We start from the raw sequence: 20,696 nt of genomic DNA, 5'->3' as shown, positions 1-20,696 counted from the left end.
GACTAGCGTTAATGAGTACCTTCCGCCCTTTTTGCCTGACGGCATCGCTGGCTGCGCCCGCGGCGGCGGCGCTGCTGTTGCTGACTCCGGCCTCGCAGTCGCGCGCGCAGGCGCAAGCCGCGCAGGCGACACCCGATCGGCTAATTCCGCACCGCCCGCCCAGACCACCGTCGCCGCGACGTCACCCGAGCAGCGCGGTATCACATCGCGTGCCATCGACAAGGTGAAGCAGGTCGCGAAATCCGCCGGCGACATCCTTAGCCGCGTGCCTTGCCTGCCTCCCAAGGACGCGAACAAGGGCGGCCCGAAGGCGATGGGCTCGCTGCCGCATGTCGCAAGCAAGCTCGTCGCCGGCCAGCCCGTCGTCATCGTCGCGTTCGGCTCGTCGTCGACCGCGGGATTTGGTGCGAGCTCCCCGGAGTTCAACTATCCGAACCGTCTCGCCGCGCAGCTGCGCCGGCAATATCCGACCGCGGACATCACCGTCGTCAATGCCGGCGTCGGCGGCGAGGACGCGCCCGAGATGATGAAGCGCCTCCAGAAGGAGGTGATCGACGTGCATCCGGATCTGGTGATCTGGCAGGTCGGCACCAACGCCGTGCTGCGCAACCTCGATCCCGGCGACACCGCCAAGATGGTCGAGGACGGCATCGCCCGCATCCAGGCCGCCGGCGGCGCCGACATCGTGCTGGTCGATCCGCAATATTCGCCGGCCGTCAACCAGCGCAAGGAGAGCGCCGGCAAGATGGTGAAGCTGCTCGGCAAGGTCGCCGAGCTCCGTCACGTCGGCATTTTCCCGCGCTTCGAGGTGATGCGCGACTGGCACGAGAACCAATCGATTCCGGTCGAGAGTTTCGTGATCGCCGACGGCCTGCACATGAACGATTGGGGCTACGCCTGCTTCGCCCAGCTGCTCGGCGACGATATCATCCGCTCAGTCGGCCAGATCAAGATCGGCGTGAACGTGCCCGCTGACGTGCGGACGTATCGGCCGATGTAGAAGCGAATAGGGAATGGCGAGTAGCGAATAGAGATCTATTCGCCACTCACTATTCGCCATTCGCCCGTCACGCCTTCTCCAGCGCCGCCGTCAGATCCTCGATCAGATCGTCCGCATGCTCGAGGCCTGCGGAGAAACGGATGAATCCCTCGCTGATGCCGAGCGCGGCACGGTCTTCCGGCTTCAGGCGCTGATGCGTCGTGGTCGCCGGATGCGTGACGAGGCTCTTGGCATCGCCGAGATTGTTCGAGATCTTCGCAAGCTTGAGCTCGTTGAGCACGCGGAACGCCGCCGCCTTGCCGCCCTTGACCTCGAAGCCGACCAGCGTCGAGCCGCCGCGCATCTGCTTCTTCACCAGCGCCGCCTGCGGATGATCGGCGCGACCGGGATAGACCAGCCGCGAAATCTTCGGATGGCTCGCCAGTGCCTCTGCGATCCGCGCAGCCGTATCGGTCTGCGCGCGCACGCGCACGCCGAGCGTCTCAAGGCCCTTCAGGAGAACCCACGCGTTGAACGGCGAGATCGACGGGCCGGTCTGGCGCATGAAATTGTGGATGTGCTCGGCGATGAAGGCTTCCGACGACAGGATGATGCCGCCAAGGCAGCGGCCCTGGCCGTCGATGTGCTTGGTCGCGGAGTAGACGACGACGTCGGCGCCCAGCGCGAGCGGGCTCTGCCAGATCGGCGTCGCGAACACGTTGTCGACGACGAGCCGCGCGCCGCCCTTGTGCGCGATCTCGGCGATGCCGGGAATGTCGAGCACGTCTAACGTCGGGTTGGTCGGACTCTCCAGGAAGAACGTCTTGGTGTTGGGCCTTACGGCCCGCTGCCACTCGTCGAGATTGGCTCCGTCGACCAGCGTGGTCTCGATGCCGTAGCGCGGCAAGAGGTCCTGGATGACGTAGAGACACGAGCCGAACAGGGCGCGGGAGGCCACCACGTGATCGCCGGCCTTCAGCGGCGCCAGGATCGCCGTGGTCACCGCGGCCATGCCGGTTGCCGCCGAGCGGGCGGCTTCGGCGCCTTCGAGCTCGATCATGCGGCGCTCGAACATCGCGATCGTCGGGTTGGAGTAGCGCGAATAGATGAAGCCGGGGTCCTCGCCCTTGAACCGCGCCTCGCACTCCTCGGCGCTGTTGTAGACGTAGCCTTGCGTCAAAAACAGCGCCTCCGACGTCTCGCCATATTGCGAGCGCAGGGTGCCGGAATGGACCAGGCGGGTTTCGGGACGGTAGTTGGCAGGCGACTTCGACATAGGACCCTCCGATATGACCGCCTCGTCGAAAACGGTCACAAAAAAACCGGCCTGGATATCTCCACGGGCCGGGATCACAGAGGTCCCCGGCCTGTTTAGCGACTTATTTAACGTGGCTGCAAGCCGGCCGGCTCAAATCACCACGGGATAAGTGATGCTCATATTCCGCAATGCCCTTTCCGTCAAGGCGTCCATCGGATAGCCGTAAAAGGCTAGTATTTCCGGCATGTCCGGATGCGTTTGCCCCCTGATGAGGACCCCCGGTTGAGCTTTACGGTTGCCGCCGACGCCAATGGTATCCTGCCCGACCGCATGATCGCGGCGATGGCGGAAGCAGGCCTCATCCTGCCCGAATACGATTTCGTCGAAAGCCAGATCCAGCCGGCAAGCCTCGATCTGCGCCTCGGGGACATCGCCTATCGCGTCCGCGCCAGCTTCCTGCCAGGCCCCGGCGCCACCGTCGCCGAGCGCATCGACGAATTGAAGCTGCATGAGTTCAGCCTCGCCGACGGTGCGGTGCTGGAGACCAACTGCGTCTACATCGTGCCGCTGCTCGAGAGCCTGGCGCTGCCGCCGGAGATCGTCGCGGCCGCGAACCCCAAGAGCTCGACCGGCCGGCTCGACGTCTTCACCCGCGTCATCGCTGACGGCACCCGCCGCTTCGACATGATCGGCGCCGGCTATCACGGCCCGCTTTATGCCGAGATCAGCCCGAAGACGTTTCCGGTGCTGGTGCGCGAGGGCTCGCGTCTGTCGCAGGTGCGCTTCCGCACTGGTGACGCCATCCTCAATGCCGACGAGCTCGACGGCTTGCATGCTGCCGAGCGCCTCGTCGACATCGACAATGCCGATCTCTCCGGCGGCGTCGCCGTCTCGGTCGATCTCTCTGGCGAGAAGGCCAACGGCTTCGTCGGCTATCGTGCCAAGCGCCACACCGGCGTCGTCGATGTCGATCGCCGCGCCGGCTATGCGGTGGAAGATTTCTGGGAGCCGATCTCGGCCCGTCCTGATGGTAGCCTGATCCTCGACCCCGGCGAGTTCTATATCCTCGCCTCCAAGGAAGCGGTGCAGGTGCCGCCGGATTACGCCGCGGAGATGGTGCCGTTCGATCCGCTGGTCGGCGAATTCCGCGTACACTATGCCGGCTTTTTCGATCCCGGCTTCGGCTATGCCGGCGCTGGGGGGCAGGGCGCACGCGCCGTGCTGGAAGTGCGCTCGCGCGAGGTGCCGTTCATCCTCGAGCACGGCCAGATCGTCGGCCGTCTCGTCTATGAAAAGATGCTCGCGCGTCCCGACGCGATGTACGGCCAGCGCATCGGTTCCAACTACCAGGCGCAAGGCCTCAAACTATCGAAGCATTTTCGGGTGTAGCAGCACACTCCGCTGTCATGCCCCGGCTTGACCGGGGCATCCAGTACGCCGCGGCCTCTCGATTTGATCACGTCCGCTTCGGAGTACTGGATCGCCCGATCAAGTCGGGCGATGACACCGAATGTGTGGCAGGATGCGCAACGAAATCCAGCGACATGCGAGGTCTCACCATGACCGATCAATCCCACCTCGACGCAAGAATCCTCAACGACGCCGCGGACGCGCTGATCTATTCCGATCGCTCCGGTACGATCACGCGCTGGAATCGCGCATCGACCGCGCTGTTCGGCTTCTCCGCGGACGAAGCGCTCGGCCAGAACCTCGACCTCATCATTCCCGAACATCTGCGCGCCGCGCACTGGAAAGGATTTGAGGCTGCGCTCGCGAGCGGGACGATGAAGCTTGCGGGCAAGCCGACGCTGACGCGCGCGCTGCACAAGAGCGGGCGCAAGCTCTACATCGAGATGACCTTCGCGCTGGTGCGGGATCCCGGCGGCGCGGTGCAGGGATCGGTGGCGATGGCACGCGACGTCACCGAGCGCGTCGAGCGAGAGCGCGCCGCGAGGCTTGCACAAAATTCGTGATGCGGAATTGACGGGCCGCCGCGCAGGGCGTCCTGCATAAGCGTCAGGTTGCCTGCTACCAGTCGCAGTGACACACTCGATCAAAACCACGATCGGGAGTGAACATGACCGCAGCAGTAGATGCCGCGCAAGCCGCACAATGGAAGCGCTGGCGCGCGGTCGCAGACCTCTATCACGCCTATTTCACCGGTCTCATCCTCACGGTCGTCACGCGACGCGGCACGGCGGATGCGGCGGAGTTTGTCTTCCGCGTGTTCCGTCGCCAGCAGCAGGAGCGTTTCCTGCCCGGGCTCAAGAAGCTCGGGATCGATCATCTGCCGCCGGCGGTGGCCGCCGCGCAATATCACTACCTCTCCAATTGGATCGGCGGCGTGCATGTCGAATACATGTACGAGAGCGACACCAAGGCCTGGATCCGCTATCCGCCGCCGCGCTGGATCTGGAAGGGCACCGCGATCTGCGGCGTGCCGGGCGAGGTGAGCCGCGCGATGCTGCGCGGCTGGCACGCCAACAACGGCGTCGCGCTCGGCGATATCAGGCTCGGCTTCGTCTGCACCAAGCAGAGCGTCGATGGCCAGGACGGGCTCGAAGGCTACTATCATCAATACGACCATCCCCTCGAGCTGGATCAGCGCCTCGTCTTCGCGCGGCATCTGGAGGCACCGTTGTTCGATGCCAAGACAGCGCCCGAGCTCCCTGTCGCGAGTTGGCCAAAGCCGCGGCTTGAAAAAGCCTATCGCAACTACGCGATGGAATATGTGCGCACCGCAGCTCCCGTGATGGTGCAGCTGTTCGGGCCGGAGGATGCCGGCTATCTCCTGCATCTCACGGGCAAGCTGATCGGCATGCAGTATTTCGATGAGGTCGCGGCTGCGCTGTCGATGCGCCGCGGTGGCGCGGGCGATTTCGCATCGTTCCTGAACGCGCTGTTCGCCGCGCAGGATGATGCGACAGAGACCACACAATCCGAAGGCAGCTTCGAAATCCGCCAGCAGAGCTGGAAGCTGATGGACGATGTCGCCGATTATCACCGGACCTGCGCCAAGGTGCTCGAAGGATTGTTCGAGGGCCTCGCCGCGGGATGCGGCCGGCATATCGGTGTACAGACGCGAGCCACCGCCGGTGGACGTCCGCCGCTGGTCTGGACGATCGGATAGCCGGCGCTGCCGCCGCGCACTTCGCCTCTCCCCGCGTGCGGGGAGAGGCCGACGCGCGTAGCGCGGCGGGTGAGGGGGGACTCTCCGTGAGTCTAGCTGTCACCTTCCTTGCGGATGGGGCCCCTCACCCCGACCCTCTCCCCGTAAGAACGGGGAGAGGGAGAAGAGAGGGAGAGGAGCCGCAATTCCACGGGCTGGAATGCGATGCCGCAGGGCACGCCTGCACCTGACGCAGGAGGAATCGGCAATGGCCGTGCTAACAACCACCGCAGCGCCTTCCGCGCGAAGTCATTGATTGGCACACCTGTTCATTGCCGCGCCGCAAATGGCGCCTGCGCCCGGGAGAGGACATGTCCGACATCGCCGAAATCCCGGTCGATGAGCAAGAGCGCCCGCTGCCACCGCCTCCGCCTCCCGTGAAGAGCGCGCTGACCGACGGGCCGATCCTGCGCACGCTGCTCTCTCTCGCCTGGCCGAACGTGATCGCGCTGTCGGCCGGCACCTGCACGGTGATCGCGGAGACCTCCTATATCGGCCGGCTCGGCGTCGAGGCGCTGGCTGCGATGGCGCTGGTGTTTCCGACAGTGATCCTGACCATGACGATGTCCGGCGGCGCCATGGGCGGCGCGGTGGCTTCCGCCATCGCACGCGCGCTCGGCGCCGGCGATCGCGAGCGTGCCGGCACGCTCGCCGTGCATGCGATGCTGATCGGCATCAGCTTCGGCCTCGTCTTCATGCTGGGCATGCTGATCTTCGGGCCCAGGGTGCTCGAAATGCTCGGCGGCCGCGGCGATGTGCTGACGCACGCGATCGCCTACACGCAGGTGTTTTTCGGCGGCGCGGTGCTGCCCTGGCTGCTCAACACCATGGCCGGCGTTTTGCGCGGCACCGGCAACATGAAGCTGCCGTCGTTCCTCATCCTCAACTCCGCGGCCTGGCAGATCGTGCTCGGCGGTACGCTCGGCCTCGGGCTCGGCCCTGTGCCGCAGCTCGGCATGCGCGGCGTCGCGGCCGGCGCGCTGATCGCCTACTCCATGAACATCTGCATCATGGGCTGGTACCTGTTCTCCGGCCGCGCCCGGATAGCACCGAAGCTGCGCGGACTTCGCATCCAATGGGCGATGTTCTTCGACATCCTGAAGGTCGGCGCCATCGCCTGCTTCTCGCCGCTGCAATCGGTGCTGACGATCTCGATCTTCACCCACATGCTGGCGAAGTTCGGCACGGCGATCCTCGCCGGCTATGGCATCGGCGCGCGGCTGGAGTTTTTGCTGACCTCGATCGCATTCTCGTTCGGCATCGCCTGCGTGCCGATGGTCGGCATGGCGATCGGCGCGGGTCGCATCGCGCGAGCCCGGCGCATCGCCTGGATCGCCAGTGCCGCCGCCTTCGTGGCGGTCGGCACGCCGGCATGCCTGGTTGCGATCTTCCCCGACCTCTGGGTCAACATCTTCACCGACAGCGCGGCCGTGCGCGCGGCGAGCCATCAATATCTCTCGACGGTCGGGCCGTTCTACGCCTTCTTCGGCCTTGCCACGACGATGTATTTCTCCTCGCAAGGTGCGGCGAAGGTGATCGGCCCGGTGCTGGCACAGACCGCGCGGCTGATCTACATCTCGGCCGTCGGCTGGTGGCTGTCGACGCACGACGCCACCGCGCAGAGCTTCTTCTGGCTGGCCGCAAGCTCGATGGTCCTGCTCGGCCTGCTCTCTTGCTCCAGCGTCGTGCTGACGCGCTGGGGACCGCGCGACAGCAAGCCGACGATCAGGCCGGTGCTGTCGGCCGCGGATTAGGCGCGTCAGCCGGATTTTTGTTTCCGAATATTTCCATTCGTCGCCTGGCAATACCGGGTAACGACGGCTGCGCCTTGCGAAGGCTCCGCGCCAGCTCCTGCGAACAATTTCGCCGCGAGTCCACCAGAAGCACGGAAGCCCACATGACCTCGATTTCGTCGCTCTCCTTCCACCATCACCACGCATCGCCATTGCAGCGGCTGCAAGACGAGCTGCAAACGGAAGTCAGTTCCGGCGCGATCAGTTCGACCGATCAAACGGCGCTGTCGTCCGCGCTCGGCGATATCGATTCCGCCTTGCAATCGAGCACGACCGGCGATCAGTCCAGCGGCAGCCGGCTGTCGCCCGGCGCGTTCGGTTCGAAGATCGATGATCTCATCCAGCAGGAGGTTTCGAGCGGTAAGCTGACCGATCAGCAGGCCACCGAGCTGCAAGGCATCTTCAAGGCGGCCTTCTCGCAAGGACCCGGCGGGCCGGGTGGCGCAGGCGGACCGCCTCCCGGACCGCCGCCGTCGGACGGCTCTTCCGTCAGCGACACGGATAGTTCATCGAGTGGCAATCCGCTGGTGGACTTGCTTCAGCAATTCCTTCAGTCGCTGACAAGCTCGCTCACGGATTCGACCTCGTCCAGCGCGACGGGATCAGGCGATACGACGACCGGGAACAGCACGGATAGTTCGTCAAGCAGCACGTCGGCGACGGAGCTGCTGCAACAATTTCTCCAATCGCTGAAGAACTCGCTCGACGATCAGACCTACAGTGCGGGATCGAGCGACGCGGCGACTGCAAACGCTTCGTTGTCCGGCGTCCTTCTCAACGACCGGGTCTGATAGCCCCCGACGCATCACGCCCCTGACCCGGTGCAACCATCCTTCGTGCCCCGAAGGATGGTTGCTTCGTTTTCCGGAGCTGCCAAGCGGCGGTACTGCGCGCGTGCGATCTAGCGATGTTTGTGGCGGCGATGGCCGCCACCGCCGGCATTGGCGAGCCGCATCAATTGCGGGATCATCGCCATCATGTCACCGCCGCCGGCGCCGCCGAGCATGCCCATGATATCGCCGCCGCCCATGCCGCCGAATCCGGCCGGCATGGTGCCGCCGCCCATCGGCATGTAGCCGCCGTAATTGGGCGCGCCGACCCCCCCGCCGAGATTGCCGCCGGCGAGGCCGCCAAGACCACCACCAAACCCGCCGCCGCCATTCTCAATCATGCGGCTCATCATCGGGCCCATGGTCCGCATCAGCATGGCGAAGCGGCGCTTGCCCATCTTCGCCTTCATCATCTCCAGCATCGGCGCCATCTGGGTCATCATGTCCTCGCCGCCGGCAGCGCCGCCGCCGAGGAACTGCGCCTTTGCCGGCGCGCTCGAAATCGAAAACAGCAGCAGCACGGCGGCCGCCTGGCAGATCACCTTGTCCGCACCTCTCATGGCCTGCTCCTCGCGTGCGCGGCGCCGCCGGGAGAGCGGAGCCAACCGGACGCACGCGGCCATGGTTACGGCCGCCGAAGAGAGGGCTCTGTGCCTGAAGTCACAGAGCGTGTTCAGGCCGCGGGCGGAAACGCCTTGTGCATCGCGACGACGGCTTCCTTCGTCTGCCCCTGCACATAGGGCGCAAGCTCGTTCGGCAGCATGTCGATGATCCAGACCAGGCGGCAGCTCTTGTCGCCTTCGGCGATCACCTGCACCGAGGCGCTGTAATGCTTCAGCCGTTCGCTGTCGATCGCATACACCAGCCGCTGCCGGGCATCGTCGCAATCGACCAGCACCTCGCGCGCGACGGAGCCGTTAGCGAAGGTGACGATGCGCGCATCGCCATCGAGCGTGCAGGCGGTGACGAAGCCCGGCACCAGCCGCTGAGGCAGCGCGCCGAAATCGCGCACCGCGTCCCAGACGTCGCTCGCGGAGGCGGAGAGGGGAATGTCGTTGTGGATGGAGGCCATGGGAGTTTCCTCAAATGCGGTATTGGTAGGGTGGGCAAAGGCGCGAAGCGCCGTGCCCACCATTGATGGTTGGTGGGCACGCTTTCGCTTTGCCCACCCTACGAAAGCGCGTGCGCGGCTAGCGCTCACGCACAAACCGCCTCGACATTGTTGCCATCGGGATCGATCAAGAACGCCGCGTAATAGGTCGGGCTGTAATCCTTGCGCGGCCCGGCGCCGCCATTGTCGCGGCCGCCGCTCTTCAAGCCCTCACTGTGAAACGCCTTGACCGCGTCGTGATCCCCGGCGCGAAACGCGATATGCGCGCCGTCGGCCTTGCGTCCCTTGTTCAGGTGCAGCCACAACGCGGGCTCTCCCTTCGGCCCGAAGCCGGCATAGCCGTCGCCGCTGGAGCACAGGCCATAGCCGAGCGGCGCCAGCACCGCGGTGTAGAAGCGCGTGGCGGCGTCGAGGTCGGCAACGCGCAATCCGATGTGGTCATACATAGTCGTCTCCATTTGCAAAGCGCGCCGCAACTGGCGCGCGCCGGAGACGAAACTAGTCAGTTGAGGGCAAGCTGCTCTTGGAGAATCTTGCGCTTTCCCTTCGAGGCCTGCCGGAACTTGGTCGGCGATACGCCGGCCGCGCGATGAAACGTGCGGACGAAGTTGGAGAGGTCGCCGAAGCCGACGTCATAGGCGATGTCGGTGACGGCGATGTCGTCCTCAGTAAGCCGGCGCGCCGCATGCCGCAGCCGCGAGCGCACCAGATATTGATGCGGGGTGACGCCAAGCACGGCGGAGAACAGCCGCAGGAAATGGAACGGGCTGAGGCCCGCCTGCTTTGCGGTCTGTTCGAGATCGACCTCAGTATGCGAATTGTCATCGATCCACAGCGCAGCCTCGACCGCGCGGCGTCGGTCGCGTGCGGTCGGTGTGGCCTGCTTGCGCGCCTTGCCGGAGACGATCTCGACAAAGCGGCCCGCAAGAATCTGGCCGATCTCGTCGAGGCCCAAGTCGCTGTTGCCATCTGCTGCCGTCTGGGCGAGCTCGCCCAGCACCATCAGCTCGGGCAGCGGCGGCGTCGCGCCGACCTGCCAGACCTCGCGCCACCCGCCGAGGGCATCGACCAGGTCCTCGCTGAATGAGAAGCCGAGGCAGACGTCGCCCGAGACATGCTCATGCGTGCAGGTGTATTCCTCGCCGGGCGCGCCGACCAGCATCGATCCCGCCACCAGCTCGAAGAAGCCGGCGCGGCAATGGCAACCGAAGCTGCCGGAGCGGACATAGCCGATGGAATGGCCGGTGCGGCATTCCGCAAATGGCGTGTCGTCCGGTCCCGCATCGCAGCGAAACTCGGAGACGGTCATCGAACGTGTCGTCAGCAGCGTGGTTGCGTCCATCCCGCCTATCTAGGGATGATCCGGACAAGTGTGTAGCGGTTGTCCGACAAGATCATGCCCAAAAAACAAAGCTAAGGCGCGATCGAGATCGCGCCTTAGCTCGGTCTCGAAGGGGCAACGGGCAACAGCACCTCGAACAGCGTCTTGCTGGCGACCGGGTGGGCGCCCTCCAGCGACAGCAGCCGCCGCTTGGAGATCACCCCGCCGTAAGGCGAGATCCGGTCGGTGTAATTGCCGGCCTCCAGCACCCGGTGGCAAGGCACGATCAGCATGTAGGGATTTTTCGCGATCGCCTGCGCCACCGAATGCGCGGCGCCGGAGGCGCCCAGCGCCTTGGCGATCTCGTGGTAGGTGCGCGTCTCTCCGCGCGGGATCGTGCAGGTGTATTCATAGACCCGCCGGTTGAAGCCGGGCACGCCGCCGGCGTCCAGGCCGACCTCGGAGAAATCGGGATCGCCGCCTTGCAGCAGGCCCACGATCCCCTCGATCGCCAGCTCGGCGTTCTCGGATGGGCGCTGCTCGCGCGCTTCGGGATGGACTTGGAAAATCCGACGGCGGGTGTCGATCTCCCGCGCCTCGGGCAATTGCACGGCAACGACGCCGGTGCTGCTCCAGATGATGCCGCAGCGCCCGATCGCCGTGTCGAATATCGCGTAAGCACGCCCCACCATGCGCACGCCCCACTCAGTGCACGTCTCTCCCCAGACAGGCGATCATAACACCGCCACAATCGCGCGCACCTGGAATCTTGCCAAAACCTTAAGAAGCGTCCGGCCGAGTGCGCCAAATCGCTTGGCGGCGCGCGCCGTCTCGGCTAATCAGGTCGGGCGTGAGCAACGCATCCGCGGGCGTAGTTCAATGGTAGAACGGCAGCTTCCCAAGCTGCATACGAGGGTTCGATTCCCTTCGCCCGCTCCAAGCTTTAGTTCGGTAAGCTCTGCAGGAATTCGACAAGCGCCGCGTTCACCTCCGTCGGCCGTTCCTGCTGCGTCCAGTGTCCGCAGCCTGGCAGCATCCTGATCTCGCGCAGCTGCGGCACCCATTGCTTCATGTTGGCGAGGTGCTCGGCGGCGCCGGGGAAGGCGATGACCATGTCGTGGTCGCCGGCGACGTAGAGCGCGGGCACGACCACCTTCACGCCCTCGAAGGCGCCCACCAGCTCCCAGTTGCGATCGATGTTGCGGTAGTAGTTGAGCGGTCCGCGAAACCCGCTGCGGGCGAATTCGGCGGCGTAATAATCGAGATCGGCGGCGCTGAGCCACGACGGCAGCGGCACCTGCACCTTCGGCAACATGCCGTCCTTGCGTGAGACCATGCCGACGCCAGCGGTCCGCCCCTGACGCTCGGCATTGGCGCGGATCGCTGCCACTCCTTCGCCGGAACCGCCGAAGAGCATGGCGCCGAGCGTGGCACGTGGGTCGCGTTCGAACTCGGCTTCGGCGACTCCAGGCTCCTGGAAGTACAGCTGATAGAACTGCGCGTCCGCCGTCTGTGGCATGACGCTGGTCGGCCGCACCTCGCTGCGCGGCCGATAGGGCACGCTGAGAATGGCGGCGGCGCGGAAGCGATCGGGCCGCAGGCGCGCGGTGTGCCAGGCAATCGTTGCGCCCCAATCGTGGCCGACGATGACGGCATGCTTTGCCGCGAAGGCATCGAGCACGCCGACGAGATCGCCGACCATATGGAGGATCGTGTACTGGTCGATCGCTTCGGGCCGATCGCTCTTGCCGTAACCGCGCATGTCGGGCGCAACTGCATGGTAGCCGGCCGCCGCCAACGCCTCGAGCTGGTGGCGCCAGGAGTACCAGCCTTCCGGAAAGCCGTGGCACAGCAACACCATGGGCCCCTCGCCCTGCTCGGCGACGTTGAGGCTGATGCCATTGGCCTTGATCGTCCGCTGCGTCGGCTCGCCCATGTCGTCGCCTCCCGGGTCCATCGTGGTGGGGCGCATCCTAGTCGGCCCTACAGGCCCCGCAAAGATTCTAATATATTAGCTCTCGCCCCCCGGCACGCGCGCCTCGCCAGCCTTAAGCTTCTCCCCGCCCGATGGGCGCGGTCCTCCTGCCGGGCAAAGTTCGGATGAAGACCAGGACCTGCAAAGAGATGGACCAGCAGAAACTCGACCGTGCAATCGGTCGTCGCTTGAAGACGTTGAGGACGCAAGGCGGCATGACGTTGAACGAGCTGGCAGTGCGCTCCGGCGTCAGCCGGGCCATGATCGGGCGGGTGGAGCGGGCGCAGAGCAGTGCGACGGCCGCGCTGCTCAACAAGCTCTGCGCCGCGCTCGACGTCACCCTCAGCGATGTCGTCGCGCTCGCGGAGAAGCCGCCGGAGCGGCTGATGCGCCTGGCCGACCAGCCGCATTGGCGCGATCCCGACAGCGGTTACCGGCGGCGTCATGCCTCGCCGCCGGATGCGGCCAGCGGCATCGAGATCATTGTCGTCGACCTGCCGGCCGGCGCGCGTGTGTCCTACAGCCCGTGGGGCCGCAACGCCTTCACCCAGCAACTCCTGATGCTGGAAGGGGCGGTCTGCGTGCATATCGACGCCAAGTCGGTGCGCCTGCGCGACGGCGACTGTCTCGACTTCGACGTGATGCGTGCGGTGACCTTCGAGAACGAAACCAAACAGGATGCCCGCTACGTCATCATCACGCGGCGCGGCACGTCTTACGGGAAAATGTGATGCCCCTGATCGTGCGGGACGCCACGCTGGAGGATGCTGCGGACATCCTCGCCATCTACAATTATGCCGCGCTCAACACCACGGCGGTCTGGACCGACGGCCCGGCTGATCTGGCGTCGCGGCGCGCGTGGATTTTCGCGCGGCAGGAGGCCGGCTATCCCGTGCTGGTCGCGATGAAGGGCAGGGAAGTCGTCGGCTTCGCCTCGTTCGGTGATTTCCGCCCGTTTCCCGGCTACCGCCACACCGTGGAGAATTCGGTCTATGTCAGCGAGCGACATCATCGGCTTGGCGTGGGCCGCAGCCTGATGGCGACGCTGATCGAACGCGCCACGGCGTTGAACAAGCATGCGATGGTGGCCGGCATCGATGGCGCCAACGCCGCCTCGATCGCCTTGCATGCCTCGCTCGGCTTCGCAGAGGTTGCCCGCATGCCTGAGGTCGGCTGCAAGTTCGGCCGCTGGCTCGATCTCGTCTTCATGCAGAAGCAGCTCGCAAGCGGCGTGCGGCCGTGACGATGCAGATCCGCACCGGCGACACCTTCGATCCGCGCGTCATTGCGCTGCTCGATCATCACGTCACGGCGGCCCGGGCGCAGACCGCGCCAGGCAGTGCCCATGCGCTCGATCTGGCCGGCCTTCGTGCGAGCGACGTCGCGTTCTGGACCGGCTGGGACGGCGAGACGCTGGTCGCCACCGGGGCGCTGAAGACGCTTTCCGCCGACCATGGCGAGGTGAAGTCGATGCATACGCTTAAGACCACGCGGCGGCGCGGCTTTGGCGGCCAGATGCTCCGCCACATCATCGCGGAGGCCCGCGTGCGCCGTCTGGAACGGCTCAGCCTCGAGACCGGCTCGTGGGATTATTTCAAGCCCGCGCACGCGCTCTACCAGGCGCACGGCTTTGTGCTTTGCGGCCCGTTCGAGGGCTATGTCGAAGATTCCAACAGCCTGTTCCTGACGCTGGATCTGACCGGCGGCTAGCCCGGCCCGGACGCAACCGGGGCACGAAAATATTTCATCGCCCCTCAAAATGAGTTGCGCACCTCAAAACGCCTCTGCTAGCCTTCAGCCATGGCTGAAGACGCTCTCACTGCCACTGCGCTGACGCTGAAGGACATCGCCCGTCAGGCGGGCGTGAGCCTCGCGACCGTGGACCGAGTGCTGCACAACCGGCCCGGCGTGCGGCCGGACACGGTCCGGCGCGTCAGGGAGGCGATCGAGCGCAATTCCTTCCAGCCGCATGTGGCGGCCGCCGAGCTCGCCCGCGGCCGCGCGCGCCGCTTCGCCTTCGTGATGCCGTCGGGGCCGAACCCGTTCATGCAGCAGATCGAGGCCTATCTCGGCGAGATGTCGGCCTGGCTCTCGGCCCGCCGCCTCAATGTCGAGATGGTCGCGACGACGTGTTCGACCCCTCCGTGCTGGCAGCCTCGCTGGAGGCGCTGTCGGACGATTATGACGGCGTCGCCGTGGTGGCGCTGAATCATCCCGGTGTCCGCGCCGCGATCGACGATCTCGTCGAGGCCGGCACCAAGGTCGTCACCCTGGTCTCGGACGTGCCGTCCTCGCGCCGCCACCATTATGTCGGCATCGACAATATCGCCGCGGGCCGCACCGCCGGCGCATTGGTCGGGCGGCTGGCCGGCGGCATGCGGGGCAAGCCCTGCTGGTGATCGACATACTGGATGGTCGGGTGATTGCCCTCAGCGTGCTGCCAGTGCTGGAAGGGCGCGACGAGGACGACCGTTCCGAGCAGCTGCTGGCGCGGCTGTTGGGCAGGCATGCTGACATAGTCGGGCTTTATAACGTCGGCGCGGGCACACAGGGCGTTGCCAAGGCGTTGAACGACAAGACGTTGAGCGAGGCCGGCCGCGACAAGGTCGTGTTTGTCGGGCACGACGTCACCGCGCTGACGCGCCGGCTGCTGCTCCAGGGCGTGATGGATGCCGCGATCTCGCAGAATCCGGGACATGAGGCGCGTGCCGCGGTGCGCGTGCTGCTCGCGCTCGCGCGCGGCGAGCCGATCCTGCGCGAACAGGAGAAGATCAGGATCGACATCGTGATGCGGGACAATCTGCCTTAGCGGCAGCGGACTTTGAACGACACATGGCGGACAAGGCGACTTCAAGATCGCTCACCGGTGACAGGCAAAAGGGAGGATGGCGTGTATCTCGGACTGGACATCGGCACGTCCGGTGTGAAGGCGGTGCTCGTGAATGCAGCCGGCGCGGTTATCGCGACGGCGACGCGCGAGCTTGCGCTGTCGCATCCGGCGCCGCTGTGGTCCGAGCAGGACCCCGATGCCTGGGTCGATGCGGCGATCGGCGCGGTCGATGATCTCGCGCGCCATCATCCGCGCGAGGTCGCGCGGGTCGCCGGCATCGGGCTATCGGGGCAGATGCATGGCGCGACGTTGCTCGGCGAGGATGGACGGCCGCTGCGCCCGGCGATTCTCTGGAACGACGGCCGTTCGCAGGCCGAATGCGTGGCGCTGGAGCGGCGCTGTCCGTCACTGCACATGATCGCCGGCAATCCGGCGATGCCCGGTTTCACCGCGCCAAAGCTGCTCTGGGTCGCGCGGCATGAGCCGAAGATCTTCGCGCGCGTCGCAAAGGTGCTGCTGCCAAAGGCCTATGTGCGCTATCGGCTGACCGGTGAGATGGTCGAGGACATGTCGGATGCGGCCGGCACGCTATGGCTCGATGTCGGCGAGCGCCGCTGGTCAGCCCTGCTGCTGCATGCGACAGGCCTCGATCTTCACCACATGCCGCGCCTCGCCGAGGGCAGCGAGGTCAGCGCGACGCTCGCGCCGGAACACGCGCGGCGTTGGGGCATGGCGAAGGACGTTGCGGGCGGCGACCGGGCGCGGCCAGATCGTGCAGGCCGTGCTCGAAGGCGTCGCCTTCGCCGCGCGCGACAATCTGGCGGCGCTCAGCTCGGCCAGCGGGCCGATCACTGAACTCGATCTGGTCGGCGGCGGCTCGCGCTCGCCGCTGTGGGCGCAGATCTGCGCCGACGTGCTCGGCATTCCCGTCCATCGCGTTGAAGAGGGCGAGGTGGGTGCCGCGCTCGGTGCCGCACGGCTCGGACGGCTCGCCGCCACCGGTGAGCAGCCGGCTGATGTCTGCACCCGCCCGAGGCGGCTTGCGAGTTTCGCACCCCGTCCATCCGTGACCGCCGCCTATGACGAGGCCTATCGCCGCTGGCGCGCGCTTTATCCCGCATTGAAGGAGACGATTTAAGTGAACGCGCCAGCCAGATTCTTCGATGCCAGCACGCCCGTTACCTTTGCGGGCAAGGATGCGGCGAACACACATGCCTTCCGCTGGTACGACAAGGACCGCATCGTGCATGGGCGCAGGCTCGAGGATCATTTGCGCTTTGCGGTCTGCTATTGGCATTCGCTGTGCTGGCCCGGCGGCGATCCCTTCGGCAGCGAAACGTTCCTGCGGCCGTGGCATCACGGCAGCGACGCAATGGCCCAGGCCCGCGCCAAGGCCGATGTCGCCTTCGAGCTGTTCCGCCTGCTCGACGTCCCGTTCTTCACCTTCCACGACGTCGATGCCGCGCCGGAAGGCGCTTCGCTCCGCGAGTCCGTCGCCAACCTCAACGCGATCGCCGATCTGTTCGAGGAAAAGATGGCCTCGGCAAAAGTCCGCCTGCTCTGGGGCACCGCCAATTTGTTCACGCATCGCCGCTACATGGCGGGCGCGGCGACCAATCCGGACCCCGATATCTTCACCTATGCCGCAGGCCAGGTCCGCGCCGCACTGGAGGTGACGCATCGGCTCGGCGGCCAGAACTATGTGCTGTGGGGCGGGCGCGAGGGCTACGAGACGCTGCTCAACACCGATCTCAAGCGCGAGCTCGACCAGCTCGGCCGCTTCGTCTCGCTGGTGGTCGAGCACAAGCACAAGATCGGTTTCAAGGGGCCGATCCTGATCGAGCCGAAGCCGAAGGAGCCGACCAAGCATCAGTACGATTTTGACGTTGCCACCTGCTGCGGCTTCCTCGAACGCTACGACCTCCTCAACGACGTCAAGCTCAACATCGAGCAGAACCACGCGATCCTCGCCGGCCACTCCTTCCATCACGAGGTCGCGCTCGCCGAGGCGCTCGGCGTGTTCGGCTCGCTCGACATCAACCGCGGCGACGATCTGCTCGGCTGGGACACCGACCAGTTCGCGATGAACGTTCCCGAATTGGCGCTGGTGTTCCACGAGATCCTGAACCGCGGCGGCTTCACCTCGGGCGGGCTTAATTTCGACGCCAAGATCCGCCGGCAGTCGATCGATCCTGACGATCTGATCCATGCCCATGTCGGCTCGATGGATGCCTGCGCGCGCGCCTTCCTTGCCGCCGCCGACATGCTCGATGGCGGTGTGCTCACGACGCCGATCGCGACGCGCTACGACGGATGGGCCGGCCCAGAAGGTCGCGCCATTCTCGGCGGTCAGCGCTCGCTCACCGATCTCGCTGACCGCGCGATGAGCTCCGGCTTCGACCCGCAGCCGTGCTCGGGCCGGCAGGAATATCTGGAATCCCTGGTCAACCGCTACGTCTGAGGAACGCCGCTGATGACAAAGGCTGACGCGACGACACCGATCCTCGAGCTCTCCGGCATCGGCAAGGAGTTCGGCGCGATCCGCGCGCTGCACGATGTCGACATGCAGGTCTTTCCGGGCGAGGTGGTCGGCCTGATGGGCGACAACGGCGCGGGCAAGTCGACGCTGGTCAAGATCATCGCCGGCAATTTCCGCCCCACTCATGGCGAGATGCGCTTTGCCGGCAGTGCGGTGCATTTCAACCGGCCCGTCGATGCCCGCGCGGTCGGTATCGAGGTCGTCTATCAGGACCTCGCGCTCGCAGACAATTTGTCCGCAGCCGCCAACGTGTTTCTCGGCCGCGAGTTGAAGCGCAAGTTTGGACCCATCGCCCTGCTCGACCACAAGGCGATGGCCGCGCGCGCGCTGGACTTGTTCGGCGAGCTGCGCTCGGAGACGCGCCCCGACGACCTCGTCAAGCAGATGTCCGGCGGCCAGCGTCAGGCCGTCGCGATCGCGCGGACGCGGCTGTCCAATGCGCGGCTGGTCATGATGGACGAGCCGACCGCCGCGATCTCGGTGCGGCAGGTCGAGCAGGTGCTCGGCCTGATCCACCGCCTGAAGGAGCAGGGCGTTGCCGTGATGCTGATCTCGCACCGCATGCCCGACGTGTTCGCCGTGTGCGACCGCGTCATCGTCATGCGCCGCGGCGAGAAGCGGGCCGACAAGCCGATCCACGAGACCTCGCCGGAGGAAGTCACCGCCCTCATCACCGGCGCGAAGGAGGCGGCGTGATGGCCATGCCCATGGAATCCCCGATCACCTTCTCCAACGTCGGCAAGATCAGATGGTGGCAGCGCGGCATCTTCGCCTCGCAGACCGGCTACGTGCTGCTGGCGCTCGCGGTGTTGCTGGTGATCATGCATTTCGCCAGCCCGTACTTCTTCACCGAAGGCAACATGCAGAACGTGGCGAAGAACTTTTCCTTCATCGCCATCGCCACCCTCGGCGTCACCTTCGTCATCATCACCGGCGGCATCGATCTCTCGGTGGGATCGATGATGTGTTTTTCCGCCATGATCACCTCGATGGTGATGACCGAGCTGTCGGCGCCGGGATCACCGCTGGTGCACATGGCGGCCGATGGCAAGACCGTGCTGGCCAACGTGCCCGGCCTGATCCTGCTGGTGTCGATCCTCGCCGGCCTTGGCGTCGCGCTGATCGCCGGGCTCGTCAACGGCTTCTGCATCGCCGTGCTCGGCCTGTCGCCTTTCGTCACCACGCTCGGCATGCTCTCGATCGTGCGCGGGCTCGGCTATGTCGTCTCCAACGGTCGCGGCAGCTTCCCGGGCGGGCCTGACGCCGATTATTTCTACGCGCTGACCTCCGGCGACGTGCTCGGCGTGCCCGTGCCGTTCATCTATCTCGTGATCCTCGCGCTGGCGATGGCGGTGGTGCTGCACCACAGCGCGTTCGGCCGCCACGTTTTCGCGCTCGGCGGCAACGAGAAGGCGGCGGAACTGACCGGCATCCCGGTGGTACGGGTGAAGATCGAAGTCTACGTGATCTGCGCGCTCGCCGCGGGCCTCCAGGGCATCATCATCTCCGGCTGGCTCGGATCCGCGCCCGCCAACATGGCGACCTCCTATGAGCTCAACGTGATCGCGGCCGCCGTGATCGGCGGTGCCAACCTCGCCGGCGGCATCGGCGGCCCGCTCGGGGCCATCGTCGGCTGCGTGCTGCTCGAGGTGATCCGCAACGGCCTCGTGCTGGCGCAGGTCTCCTCCTACTGGCAGCAGACGCTGGTGGGCGTGATCATCATCCTGGCCGTGCTGGTCGACCGCATCCGCTCGCGGATGACCTGACGTGACGTCGTCCCGGGAAGGCAATGAAAACGCCGCCTGTCCGCTTCCCGGGCGCTTTCGAGAGGATGGGCACCAAACAAGGGTGGAGGAGACAATGAGGAAACTTCTTCTTGCCGGCATCGCCGTTGCGATGATGGCGACGCCGGCGTTCGCCGCGAACTATCGCTTCGTCATCGTGCCCAAGGCGATGAACAATCCGTTCTTCGACTTCGCGCGCGACGGCTGCCTGAAGCGCGCCAAGGAGCTCGGCAACATCGAATGCATCTACAAGGGGCCGGTCGAGCACGAGCCGGCAACGCAGGCGCAGATCATCCAGGACTTCGTCACCCAGAAGGTCGACGGCCTCGCCATCTCGGTCGCCGACGTCGCGGCCATGACCAAGTCGATCGAGGCGGCAACCGCAGCCGGCATCCCCGTCATCACCTTCGATGCCGATGCGCCCGGCTCGAAGCGCATCGCCTATATCGGCACCAACAACAAGGAGTTCGGCGTCGCGCTCGGCAAGCAGCTCCTGAAGATGCGGCCCGATGGCGGCAAATACGCGATGGTCTCGGGCGGTCCTGGCGCCAAGAACCTCGCCGAGCGCGTCGACGGCGTGCGCGAGGCGCTGAAGGGCTCGAAATGGACCGAGGTCGCGGGCTCTCCGACCTTCTGCAACGACGATCCTGCGCTGGCGGTCCAGCAGATGACGGACATGCGCACCGCAACGCCTGACCTCGCCGCGATCGTTCCGATCGGCGGCTGGCCGATGTTCGCCCCCGAGGGCTTCAAGGCCTTCGCCTCCAGGAACAAGAAGGACATCGACAGCGGCAAGTTCACGCTCGTCGTCGCCGACACGCTGAGGATGCAGCTCGAGCTGCTGCGCGATGGTTACGCCAATGCCCTGGTCGGCCAGCGTCCGTTCGAGATGGGCGAGAAGGCGATGGACACGCTGCTCGCCATCAAGAAGGGCGAGAAGGTGCCAGAGATCGTCTACACCGGCCTCGATCTCGTCACCAAGGACAACGTCGCGCAGATGCTGAAGTAGGAGCGCCGCCAGCCCCGTGCTCCTGCGTGCTCCCCCGCTTGCGGTTTCCGCAGGCGGGGGAGATGATCTTTGGACGGCCAGAAGAAAATCGGAAGAAT

General features: G+C 65.8%; 19 protein-coding genes, 1 tRNA gene, 3 pseudogenes and 1 riboswitch. Of the genes and pseudogenes, 16 read left to right on the top strand and 7 right to left on the bottom strand.

Translation table 11 applies throughout. The features are described 5' to 3' along the window. Positions 1-11: 11 nt before the first annotated feature. Positions 12-1,000 (top strand): annotated as a pseudogene (locus tag FOM02_RS42700) (SGNH/GDSL hydrolase family protein). Positions 1,001-1,067: 67 nt separating this feature from the next. Here the strand turns inward: FOM02_RS42700 and FOM02_RS42695 are convergent. After that, positions 1,068-2,255 carry an O-succinylhomoserine sulfhydrylase gene (locus tag FOM02_RS42695; protein ID WP_027564812.1) on the bottom strand — a complete coding sequence of 396 codons (1,188 nt, stop codon included), beginning with the start codon at positions 2,253-2,255 and terminating at the stop codon, positions 1,068-1,070. 74 nt (positions 2,256-2,329) lie between these two features. Continuing rightward, positions 2,330-2,409: riboswitch (SAM riboswitch) on the bottom strand. 80 nt (positions 2,410-2,489) lie between these two features. Between FOM02_RS42695 and FOM02_RS42690 the strand changes: the two genes are divergently transcribed. The 5 genes from FOM02_RS42690 (at position 2,490) to FOM02_RS42670 (ending at position 7,990) form a co-directional block, all read left to right on the top strand. After that, positions 2,490-3,626, top strand: coding sequence for a 2'-deoxycytidine 5'-triphosphate deaminase (locus FOM02_RS42690; protein ID WP_108914738.1), 1,137 nt, complete (start codon positions 2,490-2,492; stop codon positions 3,624-3,626). Positions 3,627-3,796: 170 nt separating this feature from the next. Next, complete coding sequence (locus FOM02_RS42685) at positions 3,797-4,210, top strand: PAS domain-containing protein (protein WP_027564810.1); 414 nt, start codon at positions 3,797-3,799, stop codon at positions 4,208-4,210. A 104-nt stretch (positions 4,211-4,314) separates the two neighbouring features. Next, on the top strand, positions 4,315-5,367 hold the full coding sequence (locus tag FOM02_RS42680) for a hypothetical protein (RefSeq protein ID WP_265441063.1): 1,053 nt from the start codon (positions 4,315-4,317) through the stop codon (positions 5,365-5,367). A gap of 350 nt (positions 5,368-5,717) precedes the next feature. After that, entirely contained in the window at positions 5,718-7,160 is a 1,443-nt protein-coding gene (locus FOM02_RS42675; protein WP_027564808.1) for an MATE family efflux transporter, read from the top strand. 143 nt (positions 7,161-7,303) lie between these two features. After that, positions 7,304-7,990: a hypothetical protein gene (locus FOM02_RS42670; RefSeq protein WP_027564807.1), complete on the top strand. Its 687-nt coding sequence runs from the start codon at positions 7,304-7,306 to the stop codon at positions 7,988-7,990. A 110-nt stretch (positions 7,991-8,100) separates the two neighbouring features. Here the strand turns inward: FOM02_RS42670 and FOM02_RS42665 are convergent, their stop codons facing one another. The 5 genes from FOM02_RS42665 to FOM02_RS42645 all read right to left on the bottom strand — a co-directional run bounded on the left by FOM02_RS42665 (position 8,101) and on the right by FOM02_RS42645 (position 11,153). Continuing rightward, positions 8,101-8,589, bottom strand: a complete 489-nt coding sequence (locus FOM02_RS42665) for a hypothetical protein (RefSeq protein WP_027564806.1) — start codon at positions 8,587-8,589, stop codon at positions 8,101-8,103. A gap of 113 nt (positions 8,590-8,702) precedes the next feature. Further along, positions 8,703-9,101: an SRPBCC family protein gene (locus tag FOM02_RS42660; RefSeq protein ID WP_027564805.1), complete on the bottom strand. Its 399-nt coding sequence runs from the start codon at positions 9,099-9,101 to the stop codon at positions 8,703-8,705. A gap of 125 nt (positions 9,102-9,226) precedes the next feature. After that, the gene (locus FOM02_RS42655) at positions 9,227-9,586 is read right to left on the bottom strand and encodes a VOC family protein (protein ID WP_027564804.1); all 360 of its coding nucleotides are present in this window, start codon (positions 9,584-9,586) and stop codon (positions 9,227-9,229) included. Positions 9,587-9,642: 56 nt separating this feature from the next. Beyond that, complete coding sequence (locus tag FOM02_RS42650; RefSeq protein ID WP_027564803.1) at positions 9,643-10,482, bottom strand: helix-turn-helix transcriptional regulator; 840 nt, start codon at positions 10,480-10,482, stop codon at positions 9,643-9,645. Positions 10,483-10,577: 95 nt separating this feature from the next. After that, positions 10,578-11,153, bottom strand: a complete 576-nt coding sequence (locus FOM02_RS42645; protein ID WP_027564802.1) for a methylated-DNA--[protein]-cysteine S-methyltransferase — start codon at positions 11,151-11,153, stop codon at positions 10,578-10,580. 173 nt (positions 11,154-11,326) lie between these two features. Between FOM02_RS42645 and FOM02_RS42640 the strand changes: the two genes are divergently transcribed. Next, positions 11,327-11,400 (top strand) — tRNA-Gly (locus tag FOM02_RS42640). Between the two features lie 4 nt (positions 11,401-11,404). Here the strand turns inward: FOM02_RS42640 and FOM02_RS42635 are convergent. After that, the gene (locus FOM02_RS42635) at positions 11,405-12,397 is read right to left on the bottom strand and encodes an alpha/beta fold hydrolase (protein WP_027564801.1); all 993 of its coding nucleotides are present in this window, start codon (positions 12,395-12,397) and stop codon (positions 11,405-11,407) included. A 188-nt stretch (positions 12,398-12,585) separates the two neighbouring features. On the opposite strand from FOM02_RS42635, the gene FOM02_RS42630 reads away from it, so the two are divergent. From FOM02_RS42630 to FOM02_RS42590, 9 genes and pseudogenes are all read left to right on the top strand, one after another. Next, complete coding sequence (locus FOM02_RS42630; protein WP_027564800.1) at positions 12,586-13,167, top strand: helix-turn-helix domain-containing protein; 582 nt, start codon at positions 12,586-12,588, stop codon at positions 13,165-13,167. Then, positions 13,167-13,679 (top strand): GNAT family N-acetyltransferase, encoded by a 513-nt coding sequence (locus tag FOM02_RS42625; protein ID WP_035730478.1) that lies wholly within the window; start codon positions 13,167-13,169, stop codon positions 13,677-13,679. The genes FOM02_RS42630 and FOM02_RS42625 overlap by 1 nt, the downstream gene beginning before the upstream one ends. A gap of 2 nt (positions 13,680-13,681) precedes the next feature. Beyond that, positions 13,682-14,146, top strand: coding sequence for a GNAT family N-acetyltransferase (locus FOM02_RS42620; protein ID WP_027564798.1), 465 nt, complete (start codon positions 13,682-13,684; stop codon positions 14,144-14,146). 90 nt (positions 14,147-14,236) lie between these two features. Next, positions 14,237-15,245: pseudogene (locus FOM02_RS42615) on the top strand (LacI family DNA-binding transcriptional regulator). 81 nt (positions 15,246-15,326) lie between these two features. Next, a pseudogene (locus FOM02_RS42610) lies at positions 15,327-16,404 on the top strand (xylulokinase). After that, complete coding sequence (xylA, locus tag FOM02_RS42605; protein WP_027564795.1) at positions 16,405-17,727, top strand: xylose isomerase; 1,323 nt, start codon at positions 16,405-16,407, stop codon at positions 17,725-17,727. It abuts the pseudogene before it with no gap. A 12-nt stretch (positions 17,728-17,739) separates the two neighbouring features. Beyond that, on the top strand, positions 17,740-18,501 hold the full coding sequence (locus FOM02_RS42600; RefSeq protein ID WP_027564794.1) for an ATP-binding cassette domain-containing protein: 762 nt from the start codon (positions 17,740-17,742) through the stop codon (positions 18,499-18,501). Then, on the top strand, positions 18,501-19,571 hold the full coding sequence (locus FOM02_RS42595) for an ABC transporter permease (RefSeq protein WP_027564793.1): 1,071 nt from the start codon (positions 18,501-18,503) through the stop codon (positions 19,569-19,571). The genes FOM02_RS42600 and FOM02_RS42595 overlap by 1 nt, the downstream gene beginning before the upstream one ends. 94 nt (positions 19,572-19,665) lie before the next feature. Continuing rightward, positions 19,666-20,598 carry a sugar-binding protein gene (locus tag FOM02_RS42590; RefSeq protein WP_027564792.1) on the top strand — a complete coding sequence of 311 codons (933 nt, stop codon included), beginning with the start codon at positions 19,666-19,668 and terminating at the stop codon, positions 20,596-20,598. Positions 20,599-20,696: the final 98 nt, after the last annotated feature.

Source organism: Bradyrhizobium sp. SEMIA, assembly GCF_014844175.1.
Classification (GTDB): domain Bacteria; phylum Pseudomonadota; class Alphaproteobacteria; order Rhizobiales; family Xanthobacteraceae; genus Bradyrhizobium; species Bradyrhizobium arachidis.
Note: the sequence above shows the minus strand (reverse complement) of the source record. Positions and strands in the feature narration are given on the sequence as shown.